Here is an 18,656-nt window from a genome sequence, read left to right on the forward strand (position 1 = left end):
GGAGCTAGCAATGCCCAACCACGAAATCTTTGAGTTAGGCGACGTTGTACTTCAGTCCGGCTTGACGCTGCGGCAAGCGAAGCTGGCCTACAAGACCTACGGCAAGCTCGCGTCGTCGCGCGACAATGTGATCGTAATGCCGACATTCTATGGCGGTCAGCACACCGACACTGAGCCGATGATGCGGCCCGACCGCGCACTCGACCTGGCGCGCTACTTCATTGTCGTGCCCAATATGTTTGGAAACGGACTATCATCCTCTCCGAGCAATGCCCCGCCGCCGTTCGATCGCGCCGCATTCCCCAATGTCACGTTGTACGACAATGTGGTCTGCCAACACCGCCTGCTGACGGAGCATTTGGGAATCGACCGAATCCGGCTGGTCGTCGGCTACTCGATGGGCGCGCAGCAAGCCTACCAATGGGGCTCTTTGTATTCTGACATGGTGCGGGCTATTGCGCCGTTGTGCGGCTCGGCACGCACCTCTCCCCATAACCACCTGTTCCTCGAAGGGGTGAAGGCTGCTCTTCTGGCCGACGGGGCATTTGCAGACGGTTGGTATCAAACTCCGCCGATCAAGGGACTGCAAGCCTTTAGTCGGGTGTACGCAGGTTAGCTGCTCTCCCAAGACTTCTTTCGCGAGGGAGAGTACCGCAAGATGGGCCTTGCCTCGGTGGAGGACACGGTCCGATTTGTTGAAGGCAATTTTCGGAGACGGGACGCGAACGACCTGCTTGCGATGCTCTGGACGTGGCAGCATGCCGACATCAGCGCCAACCCGCAACATAAGGGTGACTTGGCTGCCGCCTTAGGCGCTATCCGCGCACGGGCCATCGTGATGCCAAGCACCACCGACCTTTATTTTCGAGTGCGTGACAACGAACTCGAGGTAGCGCAGATGCCGAATGCGGAACTGCGACCGATCCCTTCCATCTGGGGGCACGTCGCCGCCTTTGGGGTGAATCCGCCCGATGACGAGTTCATCGATGCCGCACTGCGCGAATTGCTAGCCGGATGACGATGATCGCCGAAATCTACAACTGGTTCACCGAGGGCTTCGACACCGCCGACCTGAAGGACGCCAAGGCGCTGCTGGATGAATTGGGTGCATAGCGCCTGCTCGCGGCGCGCACTGGCGGTGCGAACCCCAGCTGGGGACACAAGACAATATACCAGTAGCCTCCTCCGAGGCCCTGTTCAGGCGGCGGCTTGTGTGCCGGAATCCCGCCGCAGGCGTTTCCACTGGCGTGGCGTCAACTCCAGGCCCAGCCGCGCCGGATGGGTCGATACCCTCGATAACGTCGCGCAGATACACGAGAATTCAAAACGGAAATTCCGGTTTAGCTCAAATTCGGATTCAAACTTTGCGTTTGCAAATCGTGTGGTCTTGGTGGCAACCTGACTCGGTTTCAAAAGAACACTCCGGCGCCGTAACAGCACGCCAGCCTCGATTCGCTGCGGACTTGAGAAAACATCAACCTGAACCTGGAGGCGAGTGAAAGGATGAAACGATTTGGATTAACGATCGGAGCGATCGTGGCGATGGCAACCATCGTGTTGAGCTTCGGCGTCAACGCGAACGCGGCTGGCAGTGCAAAGGACCAGATTACCGCGATCGAAAACAAGGCCGCCGCTGCGACCACCACCGATGAGGCGATGAAGTATTTCGATGACAACATCGTCCTCTACGATGCTTTCCCGGGGCTGCAGTACAAAGGGGCCGCCGCAGTCCGAGCTCATACAGACGAGTTCTTCAGCAATGCCACCGATATCAAGGACGAAATCACCGACCTCGACGTGGTAACGGACGGCAAGCTGGGGATGGCGCACAGCATTCAGCACTTCACCTGGAAGGACAAAGCCGGCAAACCTCAGGAAGCTACGCTCCGCGTCACCGACGTTTACCACAAGGTCAACGGCGAGTGGAAAATTTTTCATTCCCATGTCTCGGCGCCAGTGGATCCGAAGACCGGCCAGGGCCTGATGAATCTGAAGTCGTAAGGCCAATCGGCCGTAACTCAGATCAAGGGGCTGGCCGGCCATGAAATGCCTGTGCTCCGCCAAGAAGTCCGTTTAAGACCAAGCGGGTGACAGCCGCACGCTGACCGCTTGCGACCAGCCGACAAATGAATGGAAGGCCGAGGCAAGCTGGGCGCCCGCCATATCAATCGAAAGACAAGTGCTCCAACGGACGGCCCGGGAAGGGCTCGACAAAGACGGAATCGAAGGGTTGCCGAGCAAGCGCGCGCAATTTCAGGATGACAGTATCTGTTACTTTTGGTACATTTTCGCGCGAGGTCGGGTCGATGGCAGGAATCAGAACTGCACTGCGATGGGGATATGTCGCGGCCGCGGTGTGCCTTCTGTTGCTCGGCTGTTCGAGCCGGGCCCTGGCCCAGGACGATGAGATAGATGCGATCCTGGCCGCCGAAGCCGCCGAGGCTGCGGCGGCGGCGCAGGTCGAGGTGCTCGCCGCCGAAACGGAAGCCGCGACCGAGGTGGGCCTCGTGCCGATCCTTGGGGATTTCACCACGGCGGCGGACGACGCGGTCGCCGACTCGTCCGCAGTCATTGGACCCATCGCCAACCTGACGGCGGATCCCGTCCTGGGCGACGGTGAGTTCATCCTGCGCAAGACCCATTTGCACGTGCCGGGGTACGGCGTCCCGTTCGAGGTCGCGCTAACCTACCGCAGCCGCGCGAATCACCAGTCGAGCGTCGGGTTCGGCTGGTCACATAACTACGCCCGCCACATCGAGGATGTGCTGCCTTCGGGCGGCCATGACTGCGAAGGTGACGTGGTCTACGTTACCGATGCGATGGAGCGAATCACGTTCCGTCCGGTCGGCGCGTCCTACAGGAACGGCGTCACCTTCTATCAAGCGACGACCGCCGACGTTCCGCTGAAACTGGTGAAAAACACCAACGGGCCGAGCCTCTATGTGGTCACCGACGGCTCGGGCCTCTCTTATGGGTTCAACAAGGTCGGCGGCCAGTTCGCCAGCCTCACGCAGGTGTCCGACGCCGCCGGCAACACGCTCACAATAGGGTGGGACAACTCGGTCACCAACGACGACGGCGGCATCGTGACCAAGGTTATCGATACCTCGGGGCGGAACTTCTTCTACAACTACGCGAAATGGACGCGTTACCGCGATCCGGCGCTGTGCGTGTTGGGTGGCTGGCTTGGGTCGTGGTTCGAGGATGCCTGCAACACCATCACCACCGCAGAGCTGATGTGCGTCAGTCAGAAACAGAACGATTGCTCGGCTCCGCTCGTGTCCTTCAAGCAAACGTTTCCTGACGAAAACAACGAGTTCGATCTGACGGGCGTGCTCGACGCCGACGGCCACGGACCGACGTTCTCATACTTGAGCGGGTTTCCCAACGCCACCTACGTAGAGGACGACCAGCTCACGCCTGCATGTCATCAGATCTGCGACAACCAGAGCGACGCGGCGCCCGGCACGTGGTCGTGCCACAACCAGGATGTCTGCACGAACGCTATCGACACCACGATCAATACGCTGTGCAACGGGATCAACCATCCCTTCAACGTGCCCGCGAACGGCTACTCATGCTGGAGCTACTGCGGGCAAGCCTGTCAGGACAACTCGAACCAGCCCTGCTTCGCCGACGGCTTCGATGGCAAGGTCAACCTGAACTACCTCTCGTGCGGCGAGGAAGCCGACTTCGACCCGGGCCCCGACAAAGACTTCTGGCACGCGCTCTGCGAATGCGACGTTGCCAGCGACCTGGGTCTCTGCAACAGCACGGACCCTCAAACCCAAGCGGACATTGCGTCTAACCAGCAAATAGGCACACCCCCGTTTTCGCAGGGCTCTAAAGATTTCTGCAACGACGTCGAGTCCAATGCGGCCGCGTCCGTCAAGCACGCAGAGGTCTGTCCGTCGTTCAGCGATGCTTGTTTTGCGAAGATTGGAGCCGAAGTAAACGCGGACAACGCGAACTGCTCGACCAAGTGCTTCCAGGACTGCCACGAGGACGACGGAGCGAAGGACTCCAACGGCGACCGCCGCTACTCCTTCGGACGGCCTCAGGACTTGAACCACGATTTGGTGGAAGTTCACGACGGCGACGGGCGCCTCGTCGTCCACAACGACTATGGGCAAGATCCGTTCGAGGTTGATTTCGATCGCGTCGTACACAACCAGGCCGGCAACGCGACCGACGCCAACATCACCTACGAATATCACGACCTGCCCGGCGAGCAGGCAATCAGCGGCGTCGACTTCCTCGCCTTCTTCGAAGCGCTGGGACTCAGCCCGGACGAGATTTTAGAGGAGGCGCTAACGCTCGACGGTGGCACGCCGGTGTATTCCGTGCACCCCGATCCGGCGAACGTCGTGCCCCTGGCACAGTTCGGCTCCGTCGACATTTGCCAGGATTCCTGCATCAGCCCCATTGTCCCCCCGCTGGCCGGAGTCGAATCGTCGGGGATGCTGCAGTTGAGTGCGATCGACCCCAAGAAGACCGGCACGATCTGGGTGGGTCAGCCGATCGTGTTGTCGCCCGATGGACACGGAACTTACTCGATCGTCTCGGGCCCGCCGCGAGTGGTCGACGCGGGCAAAGTTCTGTGGGCGTCGGTCTTGAAAGCTGGAGGCGTGCGCCTGCGCGCGACGGCGGCCCCCGATACCTTCAACATCGAAGGAGACAGTGCGGCCATTGCGACCGTGTTCGGACCGGACTCCAAGCTGCAGCTGCAACAAGGGACGGGGCTGAACTATACGACGAAGGCTCAGGTCGTACTGGCGTCGTCGAAGGCTCCCCCGGCGCCGGTCCCGGGCAAGGTCACACCGCCCAGACCTGCCGCAAAGAAACTTACTGGCCGCCGCTCGATCGACATGACTGAGCCGCCGACTGCACCGGTGCCGACGGACCTGTTTTCGACTGCGATGGCCCGCGACGGAATCTCAATCGGCACCGCGCCGCTCGTTCTTCAGCGCAAGGGGAATGTTGCCACGCTCGTGTCGCCTGCCGCAGGCACGCAGCTCGCGACCGCGTCATCCGCAAAAGGGCAAATCACCATCAAGGCTACCGGCGCGTCGCGGACGCTCGCGCTCGCGGGTCCCGTGGCCGCGGCCGCGGACGGCAGTGGGCGCATCGGCATCGTCAGTTTGCCTGATGGTGAGCTGGCCGTCGTCCCGCTCGCCGCCGTGCTCGGCGACCAACGAGTGAACACCTCACTCGACCAGGAGTTGTCTCAGGGTCTGATCACCCCCGGCATGGCGTGCCTCCGCTGGAACCAAGGGTCGGCGGCGACCGGCACGACGGTGACAAGTGTGCAGTCCCCGGATCATGCCGTTGTCGTCCACGATCTCCATGGTGTCGTCCGCACCGAGTACTACGACGACGCCTGGCGACTTCTGCGCAACGTCAACCGCTCGACCGGCGAGACCATCGATTACAACTATCGCAACGGGACGCTGCACGGCATGCGCGACGCCTCGGGCGCACGTACATGTATCGAGGCCGACAACTATGGCAAGCCGCTCACCCTGACCAAGCTGCCTGCGCCAAACGCACCCGGAGATACGACGTCGCACGTTACCCAATACTCGTACACGGCGTCCGGCGCCCTGGTGGACTACGTCAGGGACCCCGGGCAGCCGACTCAGGCGAGCATTCACCGCGAGCGCGACGCCTGGGACCGAATCCTGTGGATTGACACACAGATCGGCGGCGCCACGACGGAGCGCACGACGTATTCATACCCGGGATCGCCCCTTAACAACGCCCACACGATCTTTCCAACGAGCATCGTCGCGCCCGACGGGACAACGACGACGCTGGCCTACGACGCGAGTGGCGCGGGGCCTACTCAGATCGCGACCCAGGTTCCCGGTTCGACACCGCTGCAGCTCTTCATTCTATATGACGCGTTGGGACGGAGGGTCGAGCAAGGACGCACGGGACACTGGGGCAGCAACTCGGACCAGGCCTACGACCCCGCGAGCTTGGTAACGTGGGAGGCGTACGCCGACGCCCTCAACGCCGGGCAATGGATCGGAACGACTATCGCCTACAACAACAGCCGCCAGCGCTTCCATGAGGTCACCCCCCGCCTCGATCGGTGGCTCACTTTCGACCCGCTCGATCATCCGCAGACGCTGGTGGAGGTGCCGAAGGACGGCACGCCGCAGAAGTCGCGATGCGAGCGGCACGCCTCGGATGGGCGCCTCGACTACTCCATCGATCCCGAGGGTATCGTCACGCACAACATCTACGACGCGAACAACCGGATCGTGCGCGTCGACCTCGGGCATCCGTCGAACCTCACAGCCTGGACAAACGCGTGCCTTGCCGGGACGCCGGCGCCGCTACCAATTCGCCCGATTCCGCTACCCGCGCCGATAGGACCACCCATTATGGCGCGCATCTCAACGCCGCGGGGCGCGCCGACCAGGATCACGAACGCACAGATCGCGCTGAAACTGCCGCCGGCGACCTACAAGATCATCGCCCAGCCGATTGCGGGCATCTACCATTGGCCGCGCCCCCTACCGCCGCCGCAGCCTCAATGGCCGACGACGGTTCCTCAGAACGATCCGGGGATGCAGACCGTCTCGGTCCGAAATTATGCTCCCGGAGGTGCGATCATAAGCGATGTCGACGGGTCAGGCGTCGGGAAGTTTTACGTGCGAGACGGCTTCGGTCGAATCATCGACGAGATGAACGCCGATCCATCGACGGCTGACCCCACCACGATCGTGCACCGCTGGCGTGGATACGACACGCTCGATCGCGTGATCTGGGAGGCAGTGCTGTCCGGTCCGAACCTGCCAGCGTACGCCGAGCCAACCGGGCTCTTCCCGGGCCTGCAGTCGATGGTCGAACAGCAATATGACAGCACGGGCCGCGTGACGGGCCAGGATAATTGGCGCTTCGCGAACGGGCAGCCGCTCGGGGCTCAGCTGGCCGTTCAAACGTCGTACGCGTATGACGACATGCACCTAACGCTCACGACCACAATCGGGAGCCATCCGCCGCGCGTCACCACCTTCGACACGCTGGGCAGGCCGGTGTCGGACCAACTGCCCAACGGTTCGGTCCGCACGGCGGTTTGGCGCGAGGTAACCGACGGCGACGAACAAGACGTGACCGCGCCCGACGCCAACGGCACGCAGCTCACGTTCACAGAGCACTTCGACGATCGCGGTCTCGGCACCGGAACGCGCCAGGGGACCGATCAACTCGTGTCGAAGGCCTACGATTCGTATGGTCAGCTCGTCTCAACCGTCGTTGGCCAGCTCATTACGACGAACTTGTCTTATGACGACTACGGGCGCCGGACCAGCTATACCATCGTGGGCGCGCCGGGGCCGAGCCGGGTAACGCGCTTCGCCTACGACGGCGACGACCGCCGCACCGGGATCACAACCACCAACGCGCTGGGCGATCAAACAACCAACTTCGTCATCGACGGGTTGAATCGAATCATCCAGACCGATGCGCCGCTCGGACGCGTGACCACGCAGAATTTCCTTCCGGGCTCCTCGCGGCTGAGCCAACTTGTCGATCCTGCCGGGACGACCATGTCCTACACCTACGACAACGCGGGACGAGCGGTAAGCCAGATCCTAACGCCGGGTTCAGCGCCCGGGCTCGACTCCCGCACCATCACAAGATCGTTCACCTACTCGGCGTTCGGCCTGAACACCGCTGCGATAAACTCGGTGCCACCGGATGCGGCCAGCGGGTCGACGGTGACGATGACCTATGACTCGGACGGTCATCAGATCACCGAGAACAGCGGCACGCTCGAGCCGCTGGCGATCGCGCGTGTTTACGACGACATGGGCGGCCTGACGTCGACTACACTTACCCCGACATCAGGCACACCGTTGGTCCTGGCGACGGCGCGCGATCAGCTCGGACGCCTCTCGGACGTCAGCGTCGGCAGCAAGCCCCTTGCTCATCTCACGTACGAGGGTTTGGGCGGCCCGGCGGCAATCGACTATGGCGGACGCGCATCGTCGCCAGGCCAGGGTACCGGCGTCACCGCGCACATCAGCTATGACGCGCGCGGCCGACGAAGCGGCATCAACGTGTCGTACGGAACTTCAGGACCAGACGCCGTGGTCGCGAACTGGAACGACGACGTCGGCCTCGACGGAATCCCACGCGCTCGCGTGCGCCAGCTCGCGGCGAGCGCTCCGCACACCGACCTCTACGAAATCGACGCGGCCGGTCCCCTATTCGCCGAAGGTGACGACGCCACGCTGCCATCGCCTCTCCCCAATCGCGAGCTCGTGAACGCCGACGTACAGGCCGCGCTCTCCGCAGATGCGGATCGGATGCTCCTCACGCTCGACGGCGAGACCGACTGGATGTCTGTCACCACCGCATCTGGAACCTCGACCAACCAGATCGACGCGACTGACGCCTACACCTCCGTCGGCGGCGTGCCGCTGTCGACGAATGCCGCGGGCGAGACGACATCGACGGGACAGGCCAACCTTGTCTTCGATGGCCTCGGCCACTTGGTGTCGGCGACCAGCGGCTCAAACTCGGTCTCGTATTTGTACGATGCTCTAGGACGGCGCGTCGGCGAGACGGTGAACGCTAAGGGACAGTCGCCCACATCGACCTACTTCGTCTGGGACGGCGGCATTCTTCGCGCGACGACTAGCTCCGCCACGGACGCCAGCCAGGCCCGCGTCTACGTCAGCGGGAATGGACCGCAGGATGTTCTGGGTATTCTCGACGGCTTTGGTGCGGGCGCGACGCACTATGTACATCAGGGCGGCGAGCGGTCGGTGTTCGCGCTGAGCGGCGACAACGGACTCGCTGAGGGCTACCTCTACGACGGCTTTGGCACGATGCGCATCTTCGACGGCAGCGGGCAGCCGCGGTCAACGTCGGCCTTGGGCATGCGCGTGCTGTATCAAGGGCAGCTTTACGATCCCGCGCTCGCGATGTACGCGATGGGCGCGCGCGAGTACTCGCCCGCATTGGGCCGATTTCTCTCGCTGGATCCGGCCGGCTTCAATGGCGGCGACAACCTTTACGCGTTCGCGGCGGGCATGCCGCTCACGCGAATCGATCCGACGGGCATGGCCTCTCAAGAGGCCATCGACGATTCCGCCGCCAAGCTGGTCACGGAATCCGTGCTGAATCTGGGCGATCTATCAATCGACGAGGAGGAGGCCGCGTCAGAGATTACGCCGTTGGCGGCACCGCTACCTGACTTGGAAGACATTCCAGATCTCACCTCCGAGGTCGAGGAGGTCCACGAGTTCGACGAGGAGCCGACCATCGTGACCGGCACGATGCCGACACCGCTGACGCCCGAAGAGGAAGCAGCGGACACGACGCCCTTCGAGCTCAACTCCCCCGTGGCCGATACGCTGGACGAGTCGCTCGACGAAGACGCTACGCATGGCGCTAACTCAGGAGACGTCTCGGGGCCAGGGGGTCGGGGACCGGGCGATCCCTCCTTCGGAGCGCAGGGCCCCCAATACAACACTCTGTCGGGTCACGGGTTCTGGGATGAAGCCGCGACCGACGAGGAACCATGGATCATGCCCGAGGGCAAAAGCCTGGTCGGCTGGGGTGGTCCTGGTATCAGAATGTCAAGTGACTTCGGGGTGTTGGTCGAGGGCGGTACTGTTCCATATGAGCCAACTTGGAGTGTACAGCCGGGCGAGCCGATTCCGCCGCAACTCAAGCTCGGACCGCCGATAAATCCGCCCACGGAGCCGGCGTTTCAACTCGGTTCGTCGCCGATTACGAACGTGATCACAGTTCCGACGGTTCAGAGCGCCGGAGACCTCATCGTCAACGGACCCCCGGGTAATTACTACTGGTGCGCATGCATGACGCGCCTCGACGCGACCGGCGCCCTTATTCCCGCATTCGCCGAGGTAGGCTACCCGGGCATCGTACCCCTACCCCCGCCACCCCCACCCCCCTGAGCGCGAGGGCGGCGAGCCAGCAACATACCTGGTCACGACGTCGGCAACTGTGCCTGCTCAACGCGCTATGTTGGAGTTTCGAGGTATCCGAATCCGCAGCTAGTGGCTGTTCTGGATGTGCCGAACTATGGGTAATTTGGCGCGCGGAGAGTCAGAAATAGACCAGAGCGGCGGATTACTTGATGGCGAGCGCGGCGACAATAGCGCCTGCGGAAATTGCGATCACAGCCCAAAACAGAACCATCGTCGATGTCGACGATGACGATTGCTTGACCGTCACTACAACGCGAGGTTGGTGTTGATTTGCCATCGCGACGGCAATCGCGGTGCGCAGTTGATTTGGATCGAAGTTGGCCGGAGCGCCCCTCAACATCTGTTGCAAAGGCGTGAGCGGATTGCCGGTCGGATCGGGCAAGTTGCGCGTAAGATCGCCGGTGAGACTCAGGTTGTAGTTGTAGAGCTTCTTATAAGCTTCCCCGTCCGAGTCTCCGCCGCCACTATCCAGCGGAGCGGTATCCTGCAACGTAGTGTCGTTTTGAGCACCTTGTCCGAGCGAGCCCAGGACCTGCGCCATAGGATTGTTCTTGAGCATCGAGCCAAGAACCGCGGCCACTACATCGGGGTTGTTTTTCGAAATCTCAGAAATGACTTTGGCCGCCGCCTGTCGGTGAGCTTGAAGATCCGAAGTAGTCTCCGCAGATGCGCCTGCGGGATTCGCGACCAAAGCGGAGAGACGCACGATACGATCGCGGATCGGAGGATGGCTTGAAAATAAGCCCTGAAATACATTTGTGCTCTGCGGCATCCCGTGAATCATGAATTGCGCGACTTCGGCGTCGCGTGCTTCCTTGGATTTGTCCGCTTGCGATTCGATTTTAGTCACGCCATCGAGCAAATCTGACCAGTTACTCCCGCCGCATTCGGCCGGATCGACAATGAACATCGGCGCGACCGCGCGTAGTTGGTATTTGAGCGGCGATTCGATCCGCGCGATATGCTCGAGTGCGCGGATAAGACCTATAGGGTTGCGCGTAAACTCGACTGCGGCGGCGTCGGCAAGGTACTCGCGCTGCCGCGACATCGATATCATCGCGCCGCGTGACAAGATCGCTCTCAGATCTATCTGTGGCGACGGAGGTTGCCAGGCTCTGCCCTTAGAACTAACGGACAAGGGCCCACTAGGTAGCGCTACAGGACTTTGAAACAATCCCGCACTGCCCACCATCACCAGTGCCATCTGCATAAGCCGCGTGTCATGGCCGCGAATGTGCGCGATTTCGTGAGCGATGACCGCCTGAAGCTCCTCGCGGTCGAGCTGGTCGATAAGTCCCTGGGTGACGCAAATGGTCGAATGCTCGGGGTCGCGGCCGGATGCGAACGCATTTGGAGCAGGGTCGTCCATCACGCAAACGCGTGGCCGCGGAATTCGTGAGGCGAGCGCTATCTCACTAACGACGTCGATAACAGTCTGATTTTTGGGCGAGTCGCCCGATAGTTCTTTGGCGCAAACGAGATCCAGCAATACCGACGAGCCGCTAAAGTATGCCCGTAGCGCGTGAACGCTAGCCACCAACGCTGCGAGCGGCATAAAAATCGGAAACCCAATTCGGATACCATGCAGAGCGAGGACTGGAGCGATGTAAAGGTGAGTGAGAAAGTCAAGGCCGACCCCGCCGGCGGAGTTAATCAGGATGAATACGATAACGAGCTTCGCCGTCGCGCGCCGATTCGCGCGCTCCATGTTGCGGAAGTTATCGTCATGCTGCTCCGCCACGACTGACCCCCATCGCAAGCTGACGAGCCGATGCCGAAATTCAGGGTTCGGTTAATCAAGATTATTTCATCAATTCGATCACGAAGAGAGTACCCGATTGTTACGAAAAAGTCGCTCGGTGCGTCTTACGCGACTTTTTCATCAGCAGCTGCCGGAAAGTCCAGAGTTCTTAGATCGAGCGCCGTTGAATGGGGCGGCATACTTAGGTTCGAGCGGTCCGTTATCTCGAGTGTACGTATGTCCTCCTCACAGGACTGACCCGTATCACATGCCGCAATCGTAAGGATCGGCTCACATCAGTCGAGTCTGCTCAGGAAGCCTATGCCTTCCTTTCCGCCCAGCGCTGTTTCATCGCTTCGGACAGCCTCTTTCTGCCTGCGGGCGTGAGTCGACCGCGTCTCTTTGGCGCTGCAACTCAGCAAGGAACTCGATCAACGAGGAATCGTGTCGAAAGTCCAAGTCTCGCAGAAGGACATCAAGTCCGGAGGGTGCCGGTTCTCGCGCGGAGCGCTATACGAACTTTTGGCCAACCCGATTTACATAGGTGAAATCCGGCATAAGCAGGAGCGCCACCCCGGGCAACACAAAGCGATTCTTCCCCGAGAACTCCGGGAAAGAGTCCAGCAGCGGCTCAACGGAAATGCGGCGCGCGGACGCGGAAAACACGGAACAGGTCTATTGCGAGTCCTCTAGCAGGAAAGCTGTTCGACGCCGATGATCAGCCGCTGTACGTGCAGGGAGCGACCAAGGGCAGACGGCGCTACCGCTATTACGTCTCCAAGTGTCTCGTAAATGGGTCCGCCAGCGACAATGGAAAAGGATGGCGCTTGGCGGCGCCGGAGCTCGAACGGGCGGTGACCATCGCTGCACGGCGCATGCTGAGCGATCGCGCGAGCCTGCTGGATGCGCTTGAGAAGTCCGGGATCGATTCGCCTGATGTGAGAGCTACTCTCGAATCGACTTCGAACCTTCTGCGGCAATTGCAGATCGAAGCCAACAGCATGGCTTGCCTTACCGACGTCATCGACAGGGTCCATCTGCGCCATGACGGCATATGTGTAGCACTAAGAATCCAGGTTCCCTGCTCGCGGGAAGGTGTTCGAACCAACAGCATCTTCAATCTATCGCGCTTCGTGCCGCTGAGAATGAAGCGGCGCGGCGTGGAAACCCGAATCATCATGGCGGAGGGCGATGATCTGCCGTGGAAGGTAGACCCGGCACTGCTTAAGGCGGTGGCGCGTGCGAAGGCGTGGTTTGAAGAGCTTGCCTCCGGACGGGTGCGCTCGCTGACCGACATCGCGCGGCGGGAGAAGATAGCGCCGCGTTACGTCGAGCGTCTCTCGCGTCTGTCACTCGTAGCGCCCCGAATCGTCGAAGCGGTCTGCCAGGGACGCCAGCCTACTGATCTTAGTGCCGAGACGCTGCTCAACCGGATCGACCTGCCGCTCGAATGGTCGGCGCAGCTAGACGCGCTTGGGATCGACTGAGTCGCGGCGTACCCATCTCAGCGAAGCGATGGATGAAATCCGCTCCAACCGTGAAGCGAACCGTATTTTCCCCGCGTGGAGAATACACCGGTGGATTCAGCGAATCGGCAGCGAGACAGCTTTCACGCGCGGATTTGCCGCCATCTCCAGATTATAGGTAAACAATACAGACTGTCTGGCGGATGACGCAGTCAGATGCGAAATGCTCTCAGCATCAAATTCCTAGATCATCAGGGAAAATACAGGGAATTTTCGCGATTTCGGCCCTCAGACGCCTCAGATACCACTGAATAACGCAGGGCCTGTAAGGGGGTTTCTAGGCGAATTCCCTACTCGACCGAACAGGGGATCATTTTGGAGGAACAGGGAATATTTTCGACGTAACAGGGAATTAGATCCGCAGAACAGGGTAAGCCCTTTACAGGAATCGCGCGAAAGGCTCACCCACAGGCGATGGAAACCTCCAACGAATCTGAGCGGATAAAGTATTGAGAAAAGGCACAGGGCTCCATCATCAATACGTTCGGGTTAGTTTTGACTACAGGTTGACATTTTAAGTCTCGTGCTATTTAATCATCCTGAATTGTCGAGTAGCTTGGTTTGGCACACATCCGTCAGAGTCGGCGGACATAAAGTGCCCGCAACTGACTCTAGGCCATCCCGACGCCGCGGGAACATCCAGTCCAACAAGTACTTACCTAGTATAAAGCCTTGCCCGGTTCCGAGATCGGCAAGGAGGAGCTTCGCTAACAGCGGGCTCTCCTCGGTCCGGGAGAGCCTGCGGGGGAGAGTGCCATGAAGTTACGCGGCGGGCTTGGGAATCGGGGAAGAGGGTCACTTCTTCTAATTTCGATTGTATCGGCCTCCTTGATTGTGGCGGCTAGCTCGTTGTCCTGGGCCGACAGCGCTAGCGGCGGCGATTCGGACACCTCGGCCTTTACGGGTGCTTGCAAAAAATTGCCGTCACCTTCCGCGCCGGATTTTACAAATCGCTTTAATCAGTTCGTCATGCATTTGTGCTATCAGAAGCAGAACTGGAAGCACGACGCGAACCGGCGCACCAGCCAGAACATTCATGACACCCTCGTCAAGATCTGGTACTCGCCCTTGCTGTTCAAATGGATGACCGTTCTGAACCGACAGGGTCCGATACCTGACGGCGCGATAGCCATCAAGGAAGAGTATGGGGATTCAACGGGCCCCATCCAGTTTTGGAGCGGGATGGTCCATGATTCAAGCCTTTGGTGGGACGGATGGTATTGGTCGGTCGTTGGAACCGAAACCACAGGCGGCGCGCCCCCGCCGGCCCCGGCTCCCGCGACGACTGGATGCGCCGAAGCGGTGTTTCCGACGAATGGCCCCACCAGTATTAACTGCATAGGCTGCCACGCCTCGGCAATCTCACCCGCGCCCGGAGCCGGAACCTTCTCCGGCCCGGAATTTATAGACCCGATGACCTCGGGGGGCACGGCCGGATCGATACCTGCTGATGGGAGGCTTCCGGCCTTCGCGACGCATTCGCAAGCGCAAGCCAATCCGGAACCGGCATCCGGATTCACGGGCCGGCTGCCGAGCTCGATATTTGCCAATGTGAGGATGCCCCCCGCTCCCACGATACCCTGCATGGTGCCAGAGTCGCTGGATCAAGTGACCTCGAAGCCTGCTTCGAAGGGAGGCCCTTCGCTGTTCGTTACTTCGAATCAATGCGCCAGCTGCCACGACGCTACCAACAACGCACCAATGCCCACCCACATGCTTTTTACACCTCCGGGATCATCGGCTACGGTTAACCTGTCGACCGCTGGCGAATGGCGCTATTCGATGATGGGGCTCTCAGGCCGCGACCCCATATTCTTCGCCCAACTGGATACCGAGTCGACCATACATTCCAAAATCAAAGGCCAGAAGAACGCTCCCGCGTTCATTCAGGATACGTGTTTGTCCTGCCACGGAGTAATGGGACAGCGCCAGTTCCATCTGGACAAAGGAAACGGACCAAAGACGCTATTCACCCGCGATCAATTGCAGAGTGCCACCTCGTCGTACGGGGCGCTGGCGCGTGACGGGGTCTCGTGCGCGGTTTGCCATCACATGGCCGACGACCAAGGGAACCTGGACGATCCCTCTTTTTATACGGGGCGTTTTCCCGTCGGCCCTGCCGATGTACTCTATGGTCCATATCCCTCCGGCGGTTCCGACGAGAAGATCGGCGACAATGTAATTCCGGTGCCGATGAAAAACTCTGTGGGAATAGTACCTACATTTGGAGATCAGGTCGGGCAGGCAGCGCTGTGCGCCTCTTGCCACACGATCGTGCTCCCGGTCTATGACGCCAAGGGCAATCAGGTCATTGAGAATGGCGTTCCCAAGACCGATTTCGAGCAGAGCACCTACCTCGAGTGGCAAAACAGCTCCTTCGTTAATCAACCGTGCCAGAGCTGCCATATGCCCGATAATTTCAAGGGCACGAAGCTGGACTTCCAAATCGCCAACATCGAGGACAGCACATTCCCCCGGATACCAGAGATGGGTCAACAAACATCGTTGCCTGCTGACCAATTGATTCTCCAGAGCCGTACATCCTATTCGCGTCATCAACTGCTCGGCATCAACCTCTTCGCACTTGAAATGTTCGATCAGTTTCGGACCGATCTGGGGCTGTACCAGCAAGATGGGTTCTTACCACCCGACCCGAGTATAGTTTTCGCCCAGAAAAATGCGGTTGATGGAGCGGTCACTCAGGCGCAGACTGCGACTGCGCAAGTGACATTCGACTCCGCAACCAAAAACGCCGGACAGCTTGTGGCAGATGTTCGGATTCAGAATCTTGCCGGTCACAACCTCCCTTCGGGAGTGAGCTTCCGCCGCGCGTTCCTGGATTTCCAGGTGCTGGACGCTCAAGGGAACGTCCTGTGGGAATCTGGTGGTACCAATGCTGACGGCGTGATTACTGACACCACCGGCAATCAACTGCCTACCGAATTCTTCAGCCCGTCCCAGCAGACCTTTCAACCGCACTTCTGGACTGGCAATCCGATTACGAGCGACCAACAGGTGGAGATCTACGAGGAGATGATACAGGATCCTCAGGGACAGCTGACCACCAGTTTCCTCAGTCTCGACAATAAGGTTAAAGACAATCGAATCCAGCCTCAGGGCAGGTCTTCCAGCGGTCCAAACGCTGATATCCTTGCTCCGGTGGGCACCGGCGCAGACCCGAGCTATCAGGGAGGATGCGGCTGCAGCGTAGTGCGTTACCAGCTACCGCTCACGGGAGGACTCGCGAACGCGACACTAGTCCAGGCCACCTTGTACTATCAAAGCATTCCTCCTTACTATCTGCGCCAGCGCGCCGAGGACGCCAGTGGCCCGGACACCGCGAGACTGATCAATTTCACGAACGAGTTGGACGTGAACAAATACACTGAGATTTCCAACTGGAAACTGAAAATCAGCAGCTCCGGGAACGTCAATATACAGTGAACGGAGTCGGAGCTTGGCGGAAGAGTGAACAGTTTACCGGCGCGCCTGCGACGCGCCGGGGACGGCTGGGCTAACAGCTACCTTAATAACTGGAGAATCGACCTGAATATAAGAGATGTCCTATCATCTTCGCTAGTTTCATTTTGTAGCTTGCTCTTGTTGACCTCAAGCGCAACCGCACAGACAGCCTGCACGCCTGTTGTTTATGCCTTTCGTCATGCCGAAGATGTCTCGTCGGATGTGGTGGTGCCCCCTTACGCTTGCTTTCCCGGCTCCTCGGTCCACTGTACCACCAAACTCAAACCGACGGGGACCGAGCATGCCAATCTTTACGTCGAGATGATAACCAGCTTCGAGAGCATCAAGAACTATTGCCCTGTTGCGACTGTCTATTCAGTTAACCCGGTTTTGCCGACCGGTGGCGGGGGCACAAATAACCCATTTTATACAGCCCGGCCTTTAGCTAACACCGTGATGAATGCCGACCCTATTATCACGATCGGTGGTATGAATTTAGATGAATTCTTGACGAGGGTCACACCCACAATTTTACTTGGTGAATTGAAAAACAAGATGACGTCAGGTTCAGCGGCAGTGTTTTGGACGAGTGACGGTTTACACGACCTTGGTAAGGCTATCGTTACGGGCTTCGAGGGTATACCAGTCAAAAATAAAGCCGAAGGCGTTCCGCCGAGAAATGCGGTTTATGTTTTTGAATATGACGCGGAAAACGGCGTCTTTGATCCACCATCTGTTCCACCATCGAACAGCACGCAATATGTACAATGCTTCAATTTTGCCAGCTTTAGGGCTGCCGGCAGTGTGAGTTCTACTAAATACTACTGTGGAAAAGCACTGCCGGCAGGTAGCATAAGCGAATCAATAGGCGATGCGAATGTTTATAAGCTACACGGAAGGATTTGTGATACATTATGCACCAGTGTCTCTGATACATGCCCCAGCCCCCTTAAGACCGTAACAGAATCTCCAGCCAACTATTACGGCTACTGTGAATCGCCGCCTTCGTCACAATAATTGTCGCCAAGGCACAGGGCGGATGGCCTATAAGCCCGGATTTCCGTTTTCTCACTCAGTTAGCAATTTGGTAAAATGCTACCAATGCGCTGATGGACGTTGGTTTGGATGTGATCGGGGCGGTGCGGAGGTGGCGAGGCGGCGGGTGAGAGACAAAATCGGCCGTTTCAGCTGTCGTTCAGTCCTGGTTGCCAGTGACCGGAAAATACTCAGGCAGGATGTGCAGGCATTTGTCGGCGGATCGACCCACACCGAATGATACCTCTGCGCGAAGTCGTCAGGCAGCTCGCGATACGGCATCAGATGGAACATCGAGATCTACATCGTAGGCCTCCAGCTCCGTCAGCTTTCGATTTTTCCATACCACGGGCAGCGCAATTCCCCCAACACCACTGTCCGCACCCTGAACTTTTACGCCTTATGCTGCGGCCCCCACTGCGCTAACCTGGTTCCCTATACCTCGATGTCAAGATACCGCACAGCACCGCCTTCGCCCGCAATGACCGGCGGAGAATCGCCTTGGCTGACAAAGCGGGTCACGCTTCGATCAAAAACACAATTTGACGGAACGAAACTACCGATGCTGGTACGCACCTCGCCAGACCACTACCGGCAGTATTAACTGCCCGTCGCGACTCGCTGCCATCGTGTGCGCCAACTCGATCCTCCTCTGCACGCCACTCGCGTGCGCCGACCCCACCCCGCGATCTTTCGTCGGCAACTTCATCGGCAACGACGCGACGGTGGAAAACTATCTCACTCTCTCAGGAAGCTACGATCGCGCGCAGAATTCCGAGTCGCTGTATCTCGAAAAGACCATTTCGCCCAAGTCCAGCTTCTCGCTCTTCGTCGGCTACCAGCGTCTCCGAACAGGAAGGCGAGCAGACCAGCGCCAGCGGATTCTCCAACCTGGGCCTCGGCTATAAACGCGTGCTC

General features: G+C 59.5%; 8 protein-coding genes and 1 pseudogene. 8 read left to right on the forward strand and 1 reads right to left on the reverse strand.

What is annotated here, in order from left to right; genetic code table 11:
* Positions 1-10 precede the first annotated feature (10 nt).
* From WB650_RS02115 to WB650_RS02125, 3 genes and pseudogenes are all read left to right on the forward strand, one after another.
* Positions 11-1,018, forward strand: a pseudogene (locus WB650_RS02115) (alpha/beta fold hydrolase).
* A 485-nt stretch (positions 1,019-1,503) separates the two neighbouring features.
* Positions 1,504-2,001: a YybH family protein gene (locus tag WB650_RS02120; RefSeq protein ID WP_422302524.1), complete on the forward strand. Its 498-nt coding sequence runs from the start codon at positions 1,504-1,506 to the stop codon at positions 1,999-2,001.
* Between the two features lie 305 nt (positions 2,002-2,306).
* Positions 2,307-9,941 (forward strand): RHS repeat-associated core domain-containing protein, encoded by a 7,635-nt coding sequence (locus tag WB650_RS02125; RefSeq protein WP_423959241.1) that lies wholly within the window; start codon positions 2,307-2,309, stop codon positions 9,939-9,941.
* Positions 9,942-10,116: 175 nt separating this feature from the next.
* Here the strand turns inward: WB650_RS02125 and WB650_RS02130 are convergent, their stop codons facing one another.
* Complete coding sequence (locus WB650_RS02130) at positions 10,117-11,733, reverse strand: M48 family metalloprotease (RefSeq protein WP_423959242.1); 1,617 nt, start codon at positions 11,731-11,733, stop codon at positions 10,117-10,119.
* A 384-nt stretch (positions 11,734-12,117) separates the two neighbouring features.
* Here WB650_RS02130 and WB650_RS02135 point away from each other — a divergent pair, with 384 nt between their 5' ends.
* The 5 genes from WB650_RS02135 to WB650_RS02155 all read left to right on the forward strand — a co-directional run bounded on the left by WB650_RS02135 (position 12,118) and on the right by WB650_RS02155 (position 18,646).
* Positions 12,118-12,408, forward strand: coding sequence for a recombinase family protein (locus WB650_RS02135; protein ID WP_422302529.1), 291 nt, complete (start codon positions 12,118-12,120; stop codon positions 12,406-12,408).
* A gap of 134 nt (positions 12,409-12,542) precedes the next feature.
* On the forward strand, positions 12,543-13,202 hold the full coding sequence (locus WB650_RS02140; RefSeq protein ID WP_422302531.1) for a hypothetical protein: 660 nt from the start codon (positions 12,543-12,545) through the stop codon (positions 13,200-13,202).
* An 888-nt stretch (positions 13,203-14,090) separates the two neighbouring features.
* On the forward strand, positions 14,091-16,685 hold the full coding sequence (locus tag WB650_RS02145; RefSeq protein WP_423959245.1) for a hypothetical protein: 2,595 nt from the start codon (positions 14,091-14,093) through the stop codon (positions 16,683-16,685).
* Between the two features lie 24 nt (positions 16,686-16,709).
* On the forward strand, positions 16,710-17,720 hold the full coding sequence (locus tag WB650_RS02150) for a hypothetical protein (RefSeq protein ID WP_422306448.1): 1,011 nt from the start codon (positions 16,710-16,712) through the stop codon (positions 17,718-17,720).
* A gap of 560 nt (positions 17,721-18,280) precedes the next feature.
* Positions 18,281-18,646: a hypothetical protein gene (locus WB650_RS02155; RefSeq protein WP_422306446.1), complete on the forward strand. Its 366-nt coding sequence runs from the start codon at positions 18,281-18,283 to the stop codon at positions 18,644-18,646.
* Positions 18,647-18,656 lie beyond the last annotated feature (10 nt).

This window comes from Binatus sp. (SeqCode) (genome assembly GCF_049584895.1).
Taxonomy (GTDB): Bacteria; Desulfobacterota; Binatia; order Binatales; family Binataceae; genus Binatus.